This is a genomic window from Streptomyces sp. ALI-76-A (genome assembly GCF_030287445.1).
In the GTDB taxonomy this organism is placed as follows: domain Bacteria; phylum Actinomycetota; class Actinomycetes; order Streptomycetales; family Streptomycetaceae; genus Streptomyces.
Genome location: NZ_JASVWB010000002.1, coordinates 7,172,018 through 7,191,702 on the forward strand (window position 1 = coordinate 7,172,018; position 19,685 = coordinate 7,191,702).

The 19,685-nt window shown below is 71.0% G+C and carries 13 protein-coding genes; 7 read left to right on the forward strand and 6 right to left on the reverse strand.

Annotated features, from left to right (window positions below; translation table 11 throughout):
• Positions 1-3: 3 nt before the first annotated feature.
• From QQS16_RS32730 to QQS16_RS32740, 3 genes are all read left to right on the forward strand, one after another.
• Complete coding sequence (locus tag QQS16_RS32730) at positions 4-759, forward strand: class I SAM-dependent methyltransferase (RefSeq protein WP_286065668.1); 756 nt, start codon at positions 4-6, stop codon at positions 757-759.
• Positions 760-1,528: 769 nt separating this feature from the next.
• Positions 1,529-3,457 carry a rhamnogalacturonan lyase gene (locus tag QQS16_RS32735; protein WP_502963867.1) on the forward strand — a complete coding sequence of 643 codons (1,929 nt, stop codon included), beginning with the start codon at positions 1,529-1,531 and terminating at the stop codon, positions 3,455-3,457.
• Positions 3,458-3,835: 378 nt separating this feature from the next.
• The gene (locus QQS16_RS32740) at positions 3,836-4,504 is read left to right on the forward strand and encodes a hypothetical protein (RefSeq protein ID WP_286065669.1); all 669 of its coding nucleotides are present in this window, start codon (positions 3,836-3,838) and stop codon (positions 4,502-4,504) included.
• Positions 4,505-4,554: 50 nt separating this feature from the next.
• Here QQS16_RS32740 and QQS16_RS32745 read toward each other — a convergent pair whose 3' ends face one another.
• Positions 4,555-7,206 (reverse strand): cellulose binding domain-containing protein, encoded by a 2,652-nt coding sequence (locus QQS16_RS32745; RefSeq protein WP_286065670.1) that lies wholly within the window; start codon positions 7,204-7,206, stop codon positions 4,555-4,557.
• Between the two features lie 280 nt (positions 7,207-7,486).
• On the reverse strand, positions 7,487-10,405 hold the full coding sequence (locus QQS16_RS32750; protein ID WP_286065671.1) for a glycoside hydrolase family 48 protein: 2,919 nt from the start codon (positions 10,403-10,405) through the stop codon (positions 7,487-7,489).
• 478 nt (positions 10,406-10,883) lie between these two features.
• On the opposite strand from QQS16_RS32750, the gene QQS16_RS32755 reads away from it, so the two are divergent.
• From QQS16_RS32755 to QQS16_RS32770, 4 genes are all read left to right on the forward strand, one after another.
• Positions 10,884-11,036, forward strand: a complete 153-nt coding sequence (locus tag QQS16_RS32755) for a hypothetical protein (RefSeq protein WP_286065672.1) — start codon at positions 10,884-10,886, stop codon at positions 11,034-11,036.
• A gap of 177 nt (positions 11,037-11,213) precedes the next feature.
• Positions 11,214-12,923, forward strand: a complete 1,710-nt coding sequence (locus tag QQS16_RS32760; RefSeq protein WP_286065673.1) for a glycoside hydrolase family 6 protein — start codon at positions 11,214-11,216, stop codon at positions 12,921-12,923.
• Positions 12,924-13,116: 193 nt separating this feature from the next.
• Positions 13,117-14,034: a class I SAM-dependent methyltransferase gene (locus tag QQS16_RS32765; RefSeq protein ID WP_286065674.1), complete on the forward strand. Its 918-nt coding sequence runs from the start codon at positions 13,117-13,119 to the stop codon at positions 14,032-14,034.
• Between the two features lie 153 nt (positions 14,035-14,187).
• Positions 14,188-14,889, forward strand: coding sequence for an SDR family oxidoreductase (locus tag QQS16_RS32770; protein WP_286065675.1), 702 nt, complete (start codon positions 14,188-14,190; stop codon positions 14,887-14,889).
• 13 nt (positions 14,890-14,902) lie between these two features.
• Here QQS16_RS32770 and QQS16_RS32775 read toward each other — a convergent pair whose 3' ends face one another.
• The 4 genes from QQS16_RS32775 to QQS16_RS32790 all read right to left on the reverse strand — a co-directional run bounded on the left by QQS16_RS32775 (position 14,903) and on the right by QQS16_RS32790 (position 19,653).
• Complete coding sequence (locus tag QQS16_RS32775; protein ID WP_286065676.1) at positions 14,903-15,598, reverse strand: glycoside hydrolase family 75 protein; 696 nt, start codon at positions 15,596-15,598, stop codon at positions 14,903-14,905.
• A gap of 189 nt (positions 15,599-15,787) precedes the next feature.
• Complete coding sequence (locus tag QQS16_RS32780; protein ID WP_286065677.1) at positions 15,788-16,624, reverse strand: aldo/keto reductase; 837 nt, start codon at positions 16,622-16,624, stop codon at positions 15,788-15,790.
• Positions 16,625-16,724: 100 nt separating this feature from the next.
• Complete coding sequence (locus QQS16_RS32785; RefSeq protein WP_286065678.1) at positions 16,725-18,551, reverse strand: AMP-dependent synthetase/ligase; 1,827 nt, start codon at positions 18,549-18,551, stop codon at positions 16,725-16,727.
• Positions 18,552-18,789: 238 nt separating this feature from the next.
• The gene (locus tag QQS16_RS32790; protein ID WP_286065679.1) at positions 18,790-19,653 is read right to left on the reverse strand and encodes a LysR substrate-binding domain-containing protein; all 864 of its coding nucleotides are present in this window, start codon (positions 19,651-19,653) and stop codon (positions 18,790-18,792) included.
• Positions 19,654-19,685 lie beyond the last annotated feature (32 nt).

Genomic DNA, 19,685 nt, shown 5'->3' on the forward strand with positions numbered 1-19,685 from the left:
GCGGTGCTCGACTACGACAAGGAGGCCGACGCCTACGACGCCTCCCGCGGCGGCGAGCCCAGAGCCGCCGCGGCCGCCGACACCGTGCTCCGCCTGGTCCCCGAGCGGGCCCGCCGGCTCCTCGACGTCGCCTGCGGCACCGGGATCGTCACCCGGCGGCTCGCCGCTGCCCGCCCCGGCCTGCGGGTGACCGGCGCGGACCTGGCGTACGGCATGGCCCGCACGGCCGCCGTGCGCATGCCCGGGGCGATCGTCCTGGCGGACAGCCGCCGACTGCCGTTCCCCGACCGGACGTTCGACGCCGTCACCAGTGTGTGGCTGCTGCACCTGCTCGACACCGCCGACGACGCGCGGGCCGTCGTCGCCGAATGCGCCCGGGTCCTGCGGCCCGGCGGTGTGTACGTCACCACGGTCGACAAGGCCGCCGCGCACGACGTGGGCAGCGACATCGACGCCGTCCTCGCCCCGCGCCCGCGCCGGCCCGCCCGGGACAGCGGCCCGGCGGTCACGGCGTACGCCGTCGCCCACGGCCTGGTCCCCGCCGACCGGGCCCGTTTCCCCGGGCACGGCCAGGGCCGTAGCCCCCGTAGCACCGTCGCGGACCTGCGGCGCGGCTGGTTCACCCGTCTCCCGCCCGGCGACCCGCGCATCGACACCTTCGCCGCGCGCCTCGCCGGCCTCCCCGACCAGGACCGCCCGCGCGCGGACCCCGTGTTCAGGCTGCTGTCGTTCACGAAGCCGGATCGACGCCCCGGCTGAGTACCGCGGCGATGCCGGTACGAAGGGGCGAGGGGGGGCGTCCCGGGGCGGACGGGGCAGCGCACCACCCCTCGCGGAAGGCACCCCGGCACAACCGCGGCCGAGGTACTCGGCGCCCCCGGACCGACAGCCCGACCCGTCTCCATGAGCCGACAGACTCGGTGACCTCGGTACGAGAGATCCGGCGCAACCTCCGCCGAGGGCCCCGGCGCAACCCTGGCCGAGGTACTCGGCGCCCCCAGGACCGACACCGCGACCAATCTGCCGCTGCGGCTGCGCTCTCCATGAGCCGACAGACTCGGCGGCCTCGGTTCCCGGACCCGGCGCAACCTCCGCCGAGGGCCCCGACCCAACCCGGGGCCGGGCTCGCCGCAACCCTGGCCGAGGTACTCGGCGCCCCCAGGACCGACACCGCGACCAATCTGCCGCTGCGGCTGCGCTCTCCATGAGCCGACAGACTCGGCGCCCTCGGTTCCAGGGACCCGGCGCAATCTCCGCCGAGGGCCCCGGCGCAAAACCTCCGCCGAGGGATCCGGCGGGGCCCCGGGCCGACAGGCTCGGCGCCCTCGGCTGGCAGGGACCCGGCGCAACCTCCGCCGAGGGCCCCGGCCCAACCTCCGCCGAGGGACCCGGCCCAACCTCCGCCGAGAGACCCGGCGCGGCTCCGGGCCGACAGCGCAACCTCGACCCGGCAGACCGGCAACCCCAGCCCCCGTGGTGGCGACTGAGGAGAACGGAACCCGCCCGTCCTCCCAGGAGGTTCGCCCCCGTGCAGAACCCGCAGCCGAACCCGCATCCCGGCCCACGGCCCGAGCCGCGCCCCGGCCCGCGCCCCCGCCGTCACCGCAGACGCCGCGTGCTCCTGTCCGCGGCCGTCGCCGTCTCCGCTCTCGTCGGTGCCGGACTCACCGCCACGATCGGCACCGGCCCCGCCGAGGCCGCCACCGCCCGCCAGGTCGAGAAGCTCGACCGCGGTCTCGTCAGCGTGCACACCGACGCCGGCAACCTGATCAGCTGGCGCTGGCTCGGCACCGACCCGAACGACGTGTCCTTCAACGTCTACCGGGCCGGTACCAAGGTCAACTCCAACCCGGTCAGCGGCTCCACGAACTACTTCCACTCCGGCGCGCCCGCCCAGGCCGACTACACGGTCCGCGCGGTCGTCGGCGGTGTGGAACAGGCCGACTCCGTCCACGCGGTCCAGCTCCGCACCGGCTACAAGGACGTTCCGATCACCCCGCCCGCCGGCGGCACCACTCCCGACGGCGTCGCCTACACCTACGAGGCCAACGACGCCTCCGTCGCCGACCTCGACGGCGACGGCGCCCTCGACTTCGTCCTCAAGTGGCAGCCCACCAACGCCAAGGACAACTCCCAGTCCGGCTACACCGGCAACACCTTCGTCGACGGCGTCAAGCTCGACGGCACCCGCCTGTGGCGCGTCGACCTCGGCCGCAACATCCGCTCCGGCGCCCACTACACGCAGTTCCAGGCGTACGACTACGACGGTGACGGCAAGGCCGAGGTCGCCATGAAGACCGCCGACGGCACCAAGGACGGCACCGGCGCGGTCATCGGCAGCTCGTCGGCCGACCACCGCAACTCCGGCGGCTACGTGCTGTCCGGCCCCGAGTTCCTGACCATGTTCGACGGCCGGACCGGCAAGGCCATGCAGAGCGTCGACTACGTCCCGGCGCGCGGCACGGTCTCCTCCTGGGGCGACTCCTACGGCAACCGCGTCGACCGCTTCCTCGCGGGAACGGCGTACCTGGACGGCGCCCGGCCCTCGCTCATCATGGCGCGCGGCTACTACACCCGCTCGGTGATCGCCGCCTGGGACTGGCGGGGCGGCGCCTTCGCCCGCCGCTGGACCTTCGACACCTCCTCCTCCACCAACAACGGCAAGGGCTACGACGGTCAGGGCAACCACAGCCTGTCCGTCGCCGACGTCGACGCCGACGGCAAGGACGAGATCGTGTACGGCGCCATGACCGTCGACGACAACGGCAACGGCCTGTGGACGACCAGACTCGGCCACGGCGACGCGGGACACGTCGGGGACCTCAACCCGTCCCGGGCGGGCCTGGAGTACTTCAAGGTGTCCGAGGACACCAGCAAGCCCGGCTCGTGGATGGCGGACGCCCGCACGGGCCAGATCCTGTGGCAGACGGCGTCCGGCGCCGACAACGGCCGCGGGGTCGCCGCGGACATCCACGCCGGCAGCGCGGGCGCCGAGGCCTGGTCCGCCTCGGACACCACCCTGCGCTCGGCGACCGGAGCCTCCCTCGGCCGGGAGCCCTCCAGCGTCAACTTCCTGAGCTGGTGGGACGGCGACCCGGTCCGCGAACTCCTCGACGGCACCCGCGTCGACAAGTACGGCACGTCCGGCGACACCCGCCTGCTGACCGGCTCCGGTGTCCACTCCAACAACGGCACCAAGGCCACCCCGTCCCTGTCCGGGGACATCCTGGGCGACTGGCGCGAGGAGGTCGTCTGGCCGACGTCGGACAACACCGCCCTGAGGGTCTACTCGACACCGGTCGAGACCAGCACCAGGATCACCACGCTGCTGCACGACACGATGTACCGCACGGCACTGGCCTGGCAGAACACCGCGTACAACCAGCCGCCGCACCCGAGCTTCTTCCTCGGCAACGGCATGGCGACGGCACCGCGGCCGACGGTCTACACCCCGTGAGCTGGTAGAAGGAGTCCTGTCGCCGGACCGTCAAGGCGCCCTTCGGAGGTCATCCGGAGGGCGCCTCCCTCGTGATCCCCTGCCTCTGGGGAGGATTGGGGCTGAAGAGCGTCGTCCGACTCGCGCGTCTTCACTGTGTCCGACCCCGTCGAGGTGACGAACTACTAGCTCGTCGCTTGTCGACTTGCAGGTCAGAGCCTGTTGCCGACTCCCGGCGGCGGCCCGTCTTGTTGCGACAGGCGACGGGACAAGCGCCGGCGCGCCCCACCTCATGGCCGAGGCCCATTCATCGGGAACACGTTTTCATCACGAGAACTCCGTACGAACGGCTTCCCGAGGGATGATGCGCACGTCAACAGCACCATCCCTGGGGGGACCATGAGCCAGCACATCCCGCAGCCACCCATGCCGGGCTTCCCGCCCCCGCCGACGCCGCCCGAGCAGAAGAAGGGCCCCGCCAACGCGATCGTCCTCGGGGTGGGAGCGGCCGTCGTCGTCACCATCATCGCCACCGGCGCCGTGGTGGGCTCCGAGATCGGCGACGAGGCGAAGCCCGCACCCACGGTCACCGTCACCAGGACCGTGTCCGCCGACGACGCCGCCGCGGCAGCCGAGGACGGCCCGTCCGAACCGGCGCCCGAGGACACCGACGACGGCGTCTACGCCTTCGACGACATCGTCACCTACGAGAACGACGTGGACGTCAGCCTCTCGGGATTCACCCGCGGGGTGTCGAGCGAGTGGGCGTCACCGGAGGACACGCCGTACGTGAAGTTCACGGTGAAGCTCAAGAACGGCGGCGACCGGACCCTCGACGCCACCATGCTGACCGTCAACTGCTCGTACGGCGCGGACGGACGCGGCAGCGAGGCGATCTTCGACACCGAGGCGGGTCTCGGTGGCGGACCCGACACCCGGCTCCTGGCCGGCCGGTCCCTCAACGTGCCCTGGGGCTGCGAACTCCCCAAGGGAGAGAAGCTGTTGCAGGTGGAGGTCGCTCCGGACTTCGAGTCGGAAGCGACGATCTTCACCGGCAGCGTCGCGTAGCCGCTGCGGACCCCCGTCCGGCGCCGGTTCGGACGGGGGCGCTCACGGCCTCAGCTCACCGCGCAGGTCCGGTCGCCCAGCTTGAACGCCGCCGGTTTCGTGTTCGTGCCCGACCAGCTCCCCGTGAACCCGAAGCTCACCGACGAGCCCGCCGCCACCGTTCCGTTCCAGCCGACGTTCCTCGCCGTCACCGCCGTACCGGACTGCGCGGTCTCGGCGTTCCAGGCCTGGGTGACCTTCTGGCCCTCGGTGAAGGCCCAGCCGAGTGACCAGCCGTTCCAGGCGCTCGACCCGGTGTTGGCGAGCCGCACGTCGGCCTGGAAACCGCCCGACCACTGGTTGGTGACCTTGTACGTCACCGCGCAGGCGCCGGTCGGAGCGGGGTCCGGTCCCGGGTCCGTGCCACCGCCGGTGTCGGAGCTGTCGCCGTAGATGACCCCGCGGCCGTTGGTCGCCACGTACACCCGGCCGTACACCCGCGGGTCACCGGTGATCGCCGCACCCGTCCAGCCCCACTGGTGGGCGTCGTCGTTGATCCGGGTCCAGGTCGCGCCCTTGTCGGTGGAGCGGAAGATCCCTCGGACACCGCCGATCTTCGCACTGGTGAACAGTGTCTGGTAGGACGCTCCCGGCGCGGCCTTGCCGAAACCGATCGTGTCCGCCTGCTCGACGCCCGGCAGCTTGGTGAAGCCGGCGCCGCCGTCGGTGGAGTGCCACAGCCCGTACGCGCCGTCGCTCGCGCCGCCGGCCAGCCACACATCGCCCTTCGCGCCGGGCAGTGCCTTGAAACGCACGCTGTCACCGCTCGGCAGACCGGCCGCCGAGGACGCCGTGAAGGTCGCGCCGCCGTCCGAACTGACGTAGAACTTACCGGACTTGAAGCCGTAGAAGGTCTTCGGGTCGACCCGGTCGGACTCGATGACCGCACCCGCCGGTATGCCGCTGGAGGCGGCCCAGGAGGTGCCGAAGCCGGTGGCGTACTGCACGCCGGTGCCGGCCGGGCTCCACACGAACCGGCTGCCGTCGGCCGCCGCCGCGACCGTGCCGCCCCCGCTCACGCCCGACGGGTCGCTGCCCGCGAACCAGTTGGCCCCGTTGTCCGTGGAGAACGCGATGTGCGGCCCCGAGTCGAGGTTGCCGACGCGGACGACCGTGTTCGGATTCGCCTCGGCGAAGTCCAGGCTGGTCGTGGTGGTGAAGTTCGGCGAGGTGAACATCATCGACGGGACCTTCGTCAGGTCCGTGTGCCGGAACCCGCCGATGTCACCGAGCGCGCTGAGCAGCGGGGCCCCGGACGGTGGAGAGGCGAGGTCGTTGACCGCCGTCTCCTCCAGGCCCCGCACCATCGGCCTGATGGCGAACGTGCCGCCGCGGTCCCAGGCGGTGAGGTTCTCCGTGCCGTAGACCGTCGCACCCGTCCCGTACATCATCCGGTCCGAGTCGAACGGGTCGATCTCCAGCGACTCCGTCATCCAGCCCAGCTTCGGCGTCTCCTCCGGCGGCGACGGGTTCGCGCCCCAGGTCAGCCACGGGGAGGACGAGACGTCCATCGTGTAACGGTTCGCGCGGGTGGGATACGACGTGTAGTCCCACGCCTTCGTCCAGGTCGCGCCGCTGTCCGTGGACCGGAAGATCTGGGTGTCCGGCCACCAGGAACTGTAGGCGGTGGCCATCAGGGTGCCGGGTTTCTGCCGGTCCACCGTCAGCCCGCTGAAGCCGTAGTAGGTGTCGGCCTCGGCGACCGGGCTGATGTCCGTCCAGGCGCCCGTCGCGGTCGCGTACCGCCACAGCCGGCCCTTGCCGCCGTCGTACGGACCGCCCTTGTCGCTGTACGCGAGGTACAGGTGGCCGTTCCTCGTGTCCAGTACGCCCTTGTGCGCGAGGTACCCCGACGGCTGTCCCGCCAGCCGGCTCCAGGTCGCGCCCGCGTCCGTCGACCGGTACACCGCGTTGTCCTGGTCGGCGACCCCGACGTAGATCGTCTTCGTCGCGGCGCCCGACGTGCCCGTGGACTCGTCGAAGGTGACCCACACGATGCCCTGGTTGTCGCTCGCGTAGCCACTGGTGTCGCTCGGATCCTGCGCGTAGTCGCCGACGTTGGGGAAGTTCGTCACCTGCGACCAGGTGACCCCGGAGTCCGTCGACCGCCACAGGCCCCTGCCGCTCGGCGCGCCCAGGTACAGCACGCTGTTGCGGTTCGGGTCGACCGCCAGGCGCTCGCCCATGCCCCGGCCGGGCATGTTGCCGCCGAGCTTGAACGGCAGGTCCGTCTTCTGCCAGCTCGCGCCCCGGTCGGCGGAGCGCATGACGGCCCCGTTCCCCGGGTCCCAGCTGTTGGTGTACGTGCCGACCGCCGCGTACACCCTGTCCGGGTTCACGGAGTCGGAGGCCAGGCTCACCACGCCCGTGTGTCCCCAGTCGTCCCAGCCGACCGAGTCCAGCAGCGGGGTCCAGGTCTTCGTGGACTGCTGCCAGCGGTAGGCGCCGCCGATGTCGGTGCGGGCGTAGGCCAGGTCCTTCTCCGTGCGGTTGAAGACGATGCCGGGGACGAAACCGCCTCCGTCGACGCGCGCGTTCTTCCAGGTGTACGTGTCGGCGGCGATCGCCGCCTGCTCGGGACCGGCGGCCAGTGCGGGCGGGGTGCCCGCCAGCAGGCCGGCCGCCAGTGCCAGCACGGCCGTGAGGATGCGGGTTCTTCGCACGGTGGGGGACCTTCCTTTCGGGAGGGCCTTGCGGAGCCCCTGGGGGGAGGGCCGTTCAGGAGGGGAGCGTGCGAGGACCGGGCGGCCCCCCGTGCGGGTGGGGGCCGCCCGGCCAGGTGGCCTCGTCGTCAGGTGACGAGGCCGCGTACGCGGAGCCTTCAAGCGGTTCCGGAGAAGTGCGGTGAGCTCCCGCGCCCCTCGAAGGGGCGCGGGGTACTGCGCGACCAGCCACACGGCCCGCAGCCGAACACCGCCCGTCCCGCGGAACGCCCGGCGGGGACTATTCGAGAAGCTCCGCGTACGAGCCCATGGCCAGGGCGATGTCCGCCTGGGCCCAGAACCGGTGGTACGTGAAGGAGGGCGCGGCGCCGCCCGCCAGGTAGGCCTCGATCTTGGACCAGGCCGGGTCGTCCTCGTAGAAGGACCGGATGGAGTCGAAGGTGGACGAGGAGTTGATCGGGTCGCCGTTCGGCATGGTGCCGGTCCAGCCGGCCGGAACGGGGACGCGGTCGTCGAAGCGGTTGTAGTCGGCGCGGGTCTCCGGGACGGCGATGCCCAGGCTGTCCTGGTGGTTGTCCCACATGCCGTCGAGGAGCGCCTTGGCCGTCGTGGCCGCCTGGGTGTCACCGGAGCGGTCCGCGTAGTACGTCAGGGTCTTGGCGTACGCGGCGGCCACACCGACGTCGTTGGTGTAGTCCGCGACGGTGACGTGCAGGCCGCTGTTGGCACCCGGGTTCGACGCGTTCCAGGTGTCGGGCTGACCCGACCACTGGAGCGTGGAGGGAACCCGGTAGGTGCCGTCCGGGTTGATCGTGGTGTGGGCCAGCGCCCAGTCGACCCACTTGTCGAGGACGACCTTGGCCTTGGCGTCACCCGTCTGCTGGTAGTACTCGGCCACCCGCTCCATCGACCACGCCTGGAAGCCGAACCACTGGTTGGACGGCGGGTCGTGGTAGACGGGCTGCTGGTCGTAGTACATGCCGTAGAACGTCGACTTCCCGGCCGGCGGCGTCGCGTACCGGCCCGCCCAGCTGTTGGTGGCGCCGCCCGCGATGGCACCCTCGTCCGACTGCAGCCAGCGGTAGAACTCCAGCTGCCGGTCGAGCGACTTGGCCCAGTCGGCCTGTCCCGTCGCCGACTTGGGCTTCAGGTCGGCGTAACTGCTCAGCGCGTAGGCGGCCAGCGGGTTCTGGTAGCCGCCGTGCGCGTGGCTGGAGCCGATGCGCCAGGCCCAGCCGGCCGAGGTGTCAGTGGCGCCGCCCCAGGCGTAGTACCAGGACATCAGGTACATCGAGGCGTCCTTGCCGGTGCCGGCCGCACAGGTGGACGGCCCGACGCAGTTGCCGATCTTCTTGAAGTACTTGTCGTACATGGAGTAACGCAGGTAGTCGCCCATCTTCGCGGCCTTGGCGACGGTCGCGGAGATCTCACCGCCCTTGCCCTGGGCGTCCGCCCACTTGTCGGCCCAGTACGCGGCCTGCACCGCGCGTGCGTCGGCGTCCGGGGCGTTGGTGAACTTCCACTGCTTGGCGTACGAGGCGTCACCCGTGAACAGGTCCAGGTACCCGTTCTTGCCGCCGTACTTGAAGGCGTCACAGGTCGGCTGCGGCACCGTCTCCCACACCGACTCCTGCGCGCCGCGCTGGAAGGTGTTGATGTACGACGGTCCGGTGTCCGTCGGCCCCGCCTCGCACTTGCCGGGCGAGTTGCCGTAGCCGTAGACGTTGTCGACGTCCTGCAGCCAGTGCATGCCGTAGACGTCGTCGGTGCCGTAGGCGGACTTCAGTTCACCGGCGATCGGGTCGGTGCCGACCGGCACCGCCGAGTCCAGCTTCGCCGGGTACTCGGCCGGAGTGTCCAGCTCCGGGGCGTAGGTCGCCGGCTTGGAGGCGTTGTAGAAGGAGTTCGTCGGCTGGTCGGCGCGGGTCGGGATCATGAACTTCTCCATGATCTCCCAGGCGCCGTTGAACTTGGTCCAGTCGCCGGTGACCTTGCCGTACATGGCCTGGAGCCACAGGAGGTAGCTGTACGCCTCCGACGTGGTCTGGTGGCCGTGGTCCGGTGCCTCGACGATCAGCGTCTCGACCGAGTGGTACGGGATGCCCTCGGGCGAGAAGTAGCCGTTGGCCGGGTTGGTGATCTTCCCGTACAGCTCCAGGAACCGGGCGTCGTACGCCTTCGACGCCGCGATCTGGGTGACCGTCACCGACGCCTTGCCGTGGCCGGTGGCCGTCGACTCGAAGGTCGCCGCGCCGGTCCCGGTGGAGTTGGCCGTGACGGTCACCTTCTGCGCGGTGTTCCAGTTCGACGGTGTGAAGGTGAGCGAGGCCCCGCCGGTCACCGACAGGCCGGAGTTGCCACCGGTGCGGGCCGTCGTGACCGTCACGTTGGCGGCCGGCCGGGTCGACAGCTTCACGTCGTACGTGCCTGTCTTGCCCTGCTGGACGGCCAGCTGGTTGGTGGAGGCCACCACGGTGGGACCCGCGGCGACCGTGATGCCCACCGGAGTGGACTCCGCGGACGCGCCCAGACTGTCGTAGGCCTTCGCCAGCAGCGAATGACTGCCCACGGTCAACCCAGAGGCGGACAGTGAGTAGGGCGCGCTCGTGTCCGTGCCCAGCAGCCTGGTGTCGTCGTAGAACTCCACCTTGCTGATCGTCGCGTTGTCCGCCGCGGCGGCGGTCGCCGCCAGCGGGACCGCGTCACCCTGCGTGTAGACCGCGCCCGCGGCGGGGCTGGTCAGCACGGTGATGGGCGGCTGGTGCGCGCCGACACAACTGGTGCCGTTCACGGCGAAGCCGGCCGGCGCGGCATTGGTGCCGCTGTAGGTGAACTGCGCGCCGGTGGAGGCGGCGGCGCCGGGTGCGATCGTGGCGTTGTGTGAGGCGTTCTTCACCGTGATCGCCTGGCCGGACTGGGACCAGGTGCCGTTCCAGCCGGTGCCGGACAGCTTCTGGTTGCCGGCGTAGCCGTACGTCAGGGTCCAGCCGGAGATGGCGTCCGTGCCGCGGTTGGTGATCGTGACGTCCGCGGTGAAACCGGAGCCCCAGTCGTTGGTCTTGTAGTCGACGCTGCACTGAACTGGAGCCGCTTGGGCAGGAGTTGAACCCGTGCTCAGCATCGTGAACGGAAGGGCGAGGGCCGCCGTGACGGCGGTCCACATACGCCGAGCGGCCCGGCGTCTCTTTCTCGGGGGCATGTGCTGGTTCCTCCTTGCGGCTCGGAGAAGTCAAGGCTTGAACCAGTGGGAGCGCTCCCATAGTGCGGACGGGGGTGAGAGCGGTCAAGGTGCTTGAAGAGTCGAAAAGATTCGACGATCGTTGTTGAGGGAAAGTCAGCAACTCCTCTGTTCTTTGCCGACACTTGGCGCTAGCTTCGGTGACACCAGTGGGAGCGGTTCCATCAGTCGACGCGTCCGTCACGACACGTCTGATCTGCAAGGAGTCGCTCATGCGACACCCCCCGCGTTCAGTACTCCCAGCCGTCGCCGGCGCGGTCGCCCTCCCCGGGACCGTGACGGCGCCGGTGGCCACGGCGTCCCGCGCCGTACCCGCCCGCCCGGCGGAGCACTCCGCCACCAGCCCCCGACCCTCGGCCGCGCGAGCGGTCACCGGGCCGGCCAGGGCGGGAAGGCCACGTACGCGGGGGCGAACCACATCCGCGCCGTCGAGGACCTGGTGACGAAGGCCGAGGCGCACGGCACGACACCGATGCTCGACCCGCGCCCCGTCGACGCCCCACGCGCCACCGGCGTCACCCGCCTGTTCCCGGCCGACGGCGAACTCGCGTCCGCGAACCGCGACGACCGCGCCCTGTCCCACCTGGGCTGAACCAGGAACACCCTGGGCCGGACCAGAACACGAAGAGCCGCACCCACGGTCCCGCCCCGCCCACCGTCACGACGGTACGTCCACCGCGTACGACACCGGGCCGCGTGATCCTCCGCGCGCCCCGAACGGCCGACACCCGCAACTGAGTCATTCGCAACCGAGAAGGAACCCGCACTCATGAGTCGTACCAGAACCGCGATGCTCGCTGCCCTGGCGCTGGTCGCCGGGGCCTCCGGGACGGCGTTCGCCGTCGTACCGGACGGCGTAGGCGCCGCCGCCGTCCCCTGCACCGTCGACTACAAGGTGCAGAACCAGTGGTCCACCGGCTTCACCGCCGCCGTCACGGTCACCAACAACAGTGCGGCCAAGTCGAGTTGGTCGCTGAAGTGGTCGTACGCCGGTGACCAGAAGGTCACCAGCGGCTGGAACGCCAAGCTCAGCCAGAGCGGGGCCGCCGTCACCGCGGCCAACGAGAGCTACAACGGCACACTGGCGACGGGCGGTTCGGCCAGCTTCGGCTTCCAGGGCACCTACAGCGGCACCAACGCGGTCCCGGCCACCTTCACTCTCGACGGCGTGACCTGCAACGTCGACGACGGCGGTGGCGGCCCCACCGACCCGCCGGACCCCGCCGGCCCGAAGGTCGACAACCCGTACGCCGGCGCCAAGGTGTACGTCAACCCGGAGTGGTCCGCGAAGGCCGCCGCCGAGCCGGGCGGCACCCGCATCTCCAACCAGCCCACCGGTGTGTGGCTGGACCGGATCGCCGCGATCAACGGCGTCAACGGCGGCATGGGCCTGCGCGACCACCTCGACACGGCGCTGACACAGAAGGGCTCCGGCGAACTCGTCGTCCAGCTGGTCATCTACAACCTGCCCGGACGCGACTGCGCCGCGCTCGCCTCCAATGGTGAACTCGGCCCGACGGAGATCGACAAGTACAAGACGCAGTACATCGATCCGATCGCGGCCATCCTCGCCGACCCCAAGTACGCCGGGCTGCGGATCGTCAACACCATCGAGATCGACTCGCTGCCCAACCTCGTCACCAACACCGGCAGCCGCCCCACGGCAACGCCGCAGTGCGACGTGATGAAGGCCAACGGCAACTACCAGAAGGGCGTCGGCTACGCCCTGAACAAGCTCGGTGACGCGCCCAACGTCTACAACTACATCGACGCGGGCCACCACGGCTGGATCGGCTGGGACGACAACTTCGCCCCCAGCGCCGCCCTGTTCAAGGAGGCGGCCACCACGGAGGGCGCCACCGTCAACGACGTCCACGGCTTCATCACCAACACGGCCAACTACAGCGCCCTGAAGGAGAACAACTTCACCATCAACGACAACGTGGCCGGCAAGTCGGTCCGCGAGTCGAAGTGGGTCGACTGGAACCGGTACGTGGACGAGCTGTCGTTCGCCCAGGCCTTCCGCAACCAGCTGGTCAGCATCGGCTTCAACTCCGGCATCGGCATGCTGATCGACACCTCCCGCAACGGCTGGGGCGGCGCCGCCCGGCCCGCCGGCCCGGGCGCCACGACCACCGTGGACACCTACGTCGAAGGCGGCCGCTACGACCGCCGCATCCACATCGGCAACTGGTGCAACCAGGCCGGCGCCGGCCTCGGTGAGCGCCCGAAGGCCAACCCGGCCACCGGGATCGACGCGTACGTGTGGATGAAGCCTCCGGGCGAGTCCGACGGTTCGAGCAAGTTCATCGAGAACGACGAGGGCAAGGGTTTCGACGGGATGTGCGACCCTGCCTACAAGGGCAACCCGCGCAACGGCAACAACCCGTCCGGCGCTCTGCCGGACTCCCCGCTGTCGGGGCACTGGTTCTCGGCACAGTTCCAGGAGCTCATGAAGAACGCCTACCCGGCGCTGTAGCGCCCTGAGGCGATGCGCCGGGGCCGGCCGTCACCGGCCGGACCCGGCGCATCACGCACGCCACGGCCGAGCGGTTCCCGTGCCCCGGAAGGTGCCCGGGACGTAGCTCGTTTTTGCCGTCGCGGCAAGTTCGGTGGCCCCGTCACGGTGGGTCGGCGCACGCTGGCCTCATCGCGACGAGAGGCTGACCACCATGGCGCACGACCACCACCACGACCCGCACCCGGACCACCCCCACAGCCACCACCCGGACCACCGTCACGACCATGGCGACATCGACTGGGGCGAGATGGCCCCGCTGCTCGAGTCCGAGGCGGAGCTGTTCACGCCCCTGTACGAGAGAGCTCTCGCATGGCTCGGGCACAAGCAGACCGAGCCCGGACTGATCGTCGACGCGGGCAGCGGACCCGGTGTCGTCTCCTGCCTGCTCGCCGACGCCTTCCCCGGCGCCCGGGTCATCGCCGTGGACGGCTCCGAGCCGCTGCTGGAACGGGCCCGCGCCCGGGCCGTACGGCTCGGCGTGGCCGACCGCTTCGGCACCCTCGCCGGTGAACTGCCCGGTGTACTGGACGACCTGGAGTACCCCGTCGACCTGCTGTGGGCCAGCCGCAGTCTGCACCACCTCGGCGACCAGCGGGCCGCCCTCGCCGCCTTCGCCGCGCGGCTCGCGTCCGGCGGCACCCTCGCGCTCCTGGAAGGCGGTCTGCCCGCCCGCTTCCTGCCCCGCGACATCGGCATCGGCCGTCCAGGACTTCAGGCGCGGCTGGACGCGCTGGAGGAGGAGCGGTTCGCCCGCATGCGCGCGGACCTGCCCGGCACGGTCCCCGAGACCGAGGACTGGCCTGCTCTGCTGGCCGCCGCGGGTCTCCGGCACACCGGCACGCGCAGCTTCCTGCTCGACCTGCCCGCACCGACCACGGACCGGGCCCGCGCCCACATCGCCGTCTCCCTGTCCCGCCTGCGGGACGCCTTCGGCGACGACCTGGACGCCACCGACCTCGCCACCCTCGCCCGGCTCCTCGACCCCGCCGACCCCGCGAGCGTGCACCGGCGACCGGACGTCTTCCTGCTGGCGGCGCACACGGTGTACACGGCGGTGCGCACCGCCTGAGAACCGCACCGCCTGAGAACCGCACCGCCGACCGCCGCCCCCGCCCACGTCCGACGCCCTTGACTTCGAGAGTGCTCCAACTGATGGACTTCCCCCGTCCGTTCAGGACACCGAGGACCATCTCGGCACACCGAGGAACACCAGGGGGAACTCATGACCGACTCTCCGGTCACGCTCATCACCGGCGGGGGCAGCGGTATCGGCGCCGCGGTCGCCCGGCGGCTGCTGGACGCCGGGCAGCGGGTGGCCGTCACCGGCCGCGGCGAGGAGCGGCTGCGCGCCTTCGCGGCGGAACTCGGCGACCCCGATGAGCTGCTGACGCTCGTCGGCGACGCGGCCGACTACGACCAGGTACGGTCGGCCGTCGGCCGTACGCTCAAGGAGTACGGCCGGCTGGACACCGTCGTCGCCAACGCCGGATTCGCCACCCACGACTCGGTCGCCGAGGGGGACCCGGCCGGCTGGACCGAGATGGTGCTGACCAACGTGCTCGGGCCCGCGCTGCTCGTCCGCGCGTCGATCGACGCCCTGAAGGAGACCCACGGGCGGATCGTGCTGGTCGGCAGTGTCGCCGGGTTCGTGCCCACGCCGGGCAACATCTACGGGGCGACGAAGTGGGCGGTGACCGGTCTCGCCGAGAACACCCGCCGCGAGGTGACCGAGTTCGGGGTGGGCGTGACGCTGATCGCGCCCGGCCGGGTGGAGACCCCCTTCTGGGACAGCTACGGCAGTCTGCCGCCCGGTCGGCTGCTCACCGCCGGCCAGATCGCCGACTCCATCGTGTGGGCCCTCGGGCAGCCCGCCGGAGTCGACGTCAACACGGTCGTCGTACGGCCGATCGGGCAGCCCAACTGACAGGAGGGCGGGGTCAGTTGTCCCGGAGGAACCGCTGCGCCAGCCGGTCACCGAGGGTCACCGCGGCGCTGTGGCTCTCGATGGGGGACACCCGGGAGTCGCGGAACAGGAGGTAGGTCACCTCGGCGTCGGTGCCGCCGGTCGCCGGGTCCGGATCGATCCCGAGGGCCTCGGCGGTGGCGTACGACGCCTCGCCGATGATCTCCGCCGGGCCGGTGTCGCCGACGACGGCGTACCGCACCTGGTCGCCGTGGATCACCGCGACGACACCGCCGCCCCGGATGCCCGCGCCCGCGTGATTCCAGAGGTCGCCGGCGCGGGGCACGACGACGTACGGCAGGGTGTCCGACCTCAGGGGTCCGCCGTCGGACTGGTGGAAGGCGGTGTCGGCCTGGAACCAGGGGTCGGTGGTCTCGTTGCAGTGCGCGGTGCGCTGTCCGTCGCAGGCGATGTCCATGTCGGCCTTCCAGAACACCGCGCCGTTCTTGCCGCACACGGGGACCGTCGGCGCGGTGTCCGCGTCGGTGCGGTATCTGCCGTTCGAGATCTGCGAGCAGGACGTCACCTCGGCGAGCAGGTCGGCGGCGCTGACCGTGCCCTCGCGGGCGGACGTCGGTGCGGGGGCGCCGGAGGCGGTCGCGGGGAGCACCGCGGCAAGGAACAGGGCGGCCGAGCAGGCCATGGACAAGGTCAGGGATCGGGAGCGCACGGCGGGACCCTTCTGTCAGGAGAGTTTCCTGGACTGAGGGGTCAACGGTGCACCCTCGGCATGATCACGGCAATCGTCCGTACGGGGGTCGGACGCGACAGCGCCCCGGGACCGTGAAGGCGGTCCCGGGGCGCGAGGCCCGGCTGACCCGGTCCGTTCGACCGGGCCGGGCGCGTCAGCCGGAGTGGGTCAGGTCGCGCCGAACGTCGCCGGGTCGGGACCCAGACGGCGGTCCTCGTCCAGCGCGCTGATCGCCGCCAGGTCCTCGGTGTCCAGGCTGAAGTCGAACACCTCGATGTTCTCCTTGATCCGGGACGGCGTCACGGACTTGGGGATCACCACGTTGCCGAGCTGGAGGTGCCAGCGCAGCACGATTTGGGCCGGGGTGCGCTCGTGCTTGCGCGCGATGGCCACGATCGCCGGAACCTCCAGCAGCCCCTTGCCCTGGCCGAGCGGCGACCAGGCCTCGGTGGCGATGCCCTGCTCCGCGTGGTACTCACGGCAGGCGTGCTGCTGGAGGTGCGGGTGCAGCTCGATCTGGTTCACCGCCGGGACCACCGACGTCTCGCCGATCAGCCGCTCCAGGTGCTCCGGAAGGAAGTTGGAGACACCGATGGCCCGCGCGCGCCCGTCGGCGAGGATCTTCTCGAACGCCTTGTAGGTGTCGACGTACTTGTCCGCGGACGCCATCGGCCAGTGGATCAGGTACAGGTCGACGTGGTCCAGTCCCAGCTTCTCCAGCGACGTGTCGAAGGCACGCAGCGTGGAGTCGTAGCCCTGGTCGCTGTTCCAGAGCTTGGTGGTGACGAAGACGTCCTCGCGGGGAAGGCCGGCGGTGGCGATGGCCTTGCCGGTGCCCTCTTCGTTGCCGTAGATCGCCGCTGTGTCGATGCTGCGGTACCCGGCCTCCAGCGCGGTGGCGACCGCCCGCTCCGCCTCGTCGTCCGGCACCTGCCAGACGCCGAAGCCCAGCTGGGGCATCTCGACGCCGTTGTTGAGGATGATCGGGGGGACCTTGCTGCTCACGAGCTCTTGATCCTTACGGTTGTCGTCAGATGTCACGTCCCATCGTCAACGATCACGAGCCCTGATGCATTCCTGACCGGAGAATCGGCCTCGAACAACCTCAGGCTCGGTACAGCGCCTCGACCTCATCGGCGTACGCGTTCTCGATCGCCTTGCGCTTGAGCTTCAGCGACGGCGTCAGCAGCCCGTGCTCCTCGGTGAAGGGCTGGGCCAGGATACGGAAGGTGCGGATCGACTCGGCCTGCGAGACCAGCGTGTTGGCGGCGACCACGGCCCGTCTGACCTCGGTCTCCAGATCCGCGTCGCGCACCAGCTGGGCGGCCGGCATCGGTGCCTTGCCGCGCATCGTCAGCCAGTGCTCGACGGCCTCCTGGTCCAGGGTGACCAACGCGGCGATGTACGGCCGGTCGTTGCCGACGACGATGCACTGGGCGACCAGCGGGTGGTCGCGGACGCGTTCCTCCAGCGGGCCGGGGGAGACGCTCTTGCCGCCGGAGGTGACCAGGATCTCCTTCTTGCGGCCGGTGATGGTGAGGTAGCCGTCCACGTCGAGGGCGCCGAGGTCGCCGGTGGCCAGCCAGCCGTCGTGCAGCGCCTCGTCGGTGGCCTTGGGGTTGTTGAGGTAGCCCTGGAAGACGTTCTCGCCGCGCAGCCAGATCTCCCCGTCGTCCGCGATGTGCACGGTCATGCCCGGGATGGGCTGCCCGACCGTGCCGTAGCGGGTGCGCTCGGGCGGGTTCGCGGTCGCGGCGGCCGTGGTCTCGGTGAGTCCGTAGCCCTCGTAGACGTGCACGCCCGCACCCGCCCAGAACAGGCCGAGCCTGCGGTCCATCGCCGAACCGCCCGACATGGCCTGCCGGATACGGCCGCCCATCGCGGTGCGCACCTTGGAGTACACCAGCTTGTCGAACAGCTGGTGCTGCACGCGCAGGGCCGCCGACGGCCCGGGGCCGATGCCCCACGCCTTGGCCTCCATGGCGTCCGCGTACTTCACGGCGACCTCGACGGCCTTCTCGAACGCGCCGCCCTTGCCCTCCTTCTCCGCCTTGCGGCGGGCGGAGTTGAACACCTTCTCGAAGATGTACGGCACGGCGAGGAAGAACGTCGGCTGGAAGGCGGCCAGGTCGGGCAGCAGGGCGGCCGCGTTCAGCTGCGGCTGGTGGCCGAACTTCACCTTGCCGCGGATCCCGGCGATCTGGACCATCCGCCCGAAGACGTGCGCGAGCGGCAGGAAAAGCAGGGTGGCCGCCTGGTCGCCCTTCCGGGAGTGGAACACCGGCTCCCAGCGCTGGATGACCGTGTCCGCCTCGTACATGAAGTTGCCGTGCGAGATGACGCAGCCCTTGGGGCGGCCCGTGGTGCCGGACGTGTAGATGATCGTCGCGACCGAGTCCGGGGTGACCGCCTGCCGGTGCCGGTGGACCACCTCGTCGTCGAGGTGGGCGCCGGCGTCGTACAGCTCCCGCACGGCGCCCTCGTCCAGCTGCCACAGCCGGTCCAGCCGCGGCAGCCGGTCGATGACGGTGGCGATCGTCATCGCGTGGTCCTCGTGCTCCACGACCGCCGCCGTGCACTCCGCGTCGTACAGCATCCAGAAGCACTGTTCCGCCGAGGAGGTGGGGTAGACCGGCACCACCTGGGCGCCGATCGTCCACAGCGCGAAGTCGAAGAGCGTCCACTCGTAGCGGGTGCGGGACATGATCGCGACCCGGTCGCCGAACCGGATGCCCTGCGCGAGCAGGCCCTTGGCGAGGGCGAGGACCTCGTCGCGGAACTCGGCGGCGGTCACGTCGCGCCACCGGCCGTCCTCGTCCTTGCGGCCGAGCGCGATGTGCAGCGGGTCCTGCCGGGCATGCTCGAAGACGACGTCGGCCAGACCGCCCACCGGCGGTGCCAACGCCAACGGAGGGTTGGTGAACTCGCGCAAACCCCGCTCCCGGCTTCTTGTGGCGCTCCCCGCAGGCCGTGAAAGCTACCCCACCCGGGAACGGGGCGGGAGGGGGCCGAACACGAGCGGTGTTCATGTATGCGCTGGTCAGTGACGCGAAATGCGCTCACATGGGGAAGGGCCGGACAGAATACTGACGGCCGAGTAAGTTTCGGTCCCGTAATCTCCACCGAATCTGTACGACTCCCGGTGTCCGGTCGGGGCGCCGCGCCGGTCCTCAGCGCCGGTGCAGCCGGTCCCCGCCCGCCAGGACGGCCGCCGCCAGCGCGTCGGCGGCGCCCTGGGCGGCCGTCCGGCGGCGCCCGTGCGCCAGGACGAAGTCGACCCGGCCGAGCTCCGGCAACCCGGCCCGGTCGGGGACGCGCACCAGGCCGGGCGGGATCAGGCCGCGGGAGTGGGCCATCACACCGAGGCCGGCGCGGGCCGCCGCGATCAGCCCGTTGAGGCTGCCGCTGGTGCAGGTGACGCGCCAGGCCCGCCCCTGCCGCTCCAGCGCCTCCAGGGCGAGCGCCCGGGTGATGCCCGGCGGCGGGTACACGATCAGCGGCACCGGACGGTCCGCGTCCAGCCGCAGCCGCTCCGCGCCGATCCACGTCAGCGTGTCGCGCCACACCAGCCGGCCGTGCGGGTCCTCGGGGCGCCGCTTCGCCAGCACCAGGTCCAGCTTCCCGGCCGCCAGCTGCTCGTGCAGCGTGCCCGACAGCTCGACCGTCAGCTCCAGGTCGACCTCGGGATGGTCGTAGCGGAACGCCTCCAGGATCTCCGGCAGCCGGGTCAGCACGAAGTCCTCCGACGCGCCGAAGCGCAGCCGGCCCCGCACCCGCGTTCCGGCGAAGAACGTCGTCGCCTGCTCGTGCACCTCCAGGATCCGCCGGGCGAAACCGAGCATCGCCTCGCCGTCCTCCGTCAGTTCCACGGAGTGCGTGTCCCGGCTGAACAGCTGCCGACCGGTGGCGTCCTCCAGCCGCCGCACGTGCTGGCTGACCGTGGACTGGCGCAGGCCGAGGCGCCGGGCGGCCTGGGTGAAGCTCAGCGTCTGGGCCACGGACAGGAACGTGCGCAGCTGGGAGGGGTCGTACACGCGGCCCACGCTATCGCGGAACGTGATGACAG

Bases quoted from the DNA above. Each gene is read 5' to 3' on its own strand.
- QQS16_RS32740 (WP_286065669.1), top strand. From the start codon at position 3,836: ATGAGCCAGCACATCCCGCAGCCACCCATGCCGGGCTTCCCGCCCCCG.
- QQS16_RS32750 (WP_286065671.1), bottom strand. From the start codon at position 10,405: ATGCCCCCGAGAAAGAGACGCCGGGCCGCTCGGCGTATGTGGACCGCC.
- QQS16_RS32760 (WP_286065673.1), top strand. From the start codon at position 11,214: ATGAGTCGTACCAGAACCGCGATGCTCGCTGCCCTGGCGCTGGTCGCC.
- QQS16_RS32765 (WP_286065674.1), top strand. From the start codon at position 13,117: ATGGCGCACGACCACCACCACGACCCGCACCCGGACCACCCCCACAGC.
- QQS16_RS32770 (WP_286065675.1), top strand. From the start codon at position 14,188: ATGACCGACTCTCCGGTCACGCTCATCACCGGCGGGGGCAGCGGTATC.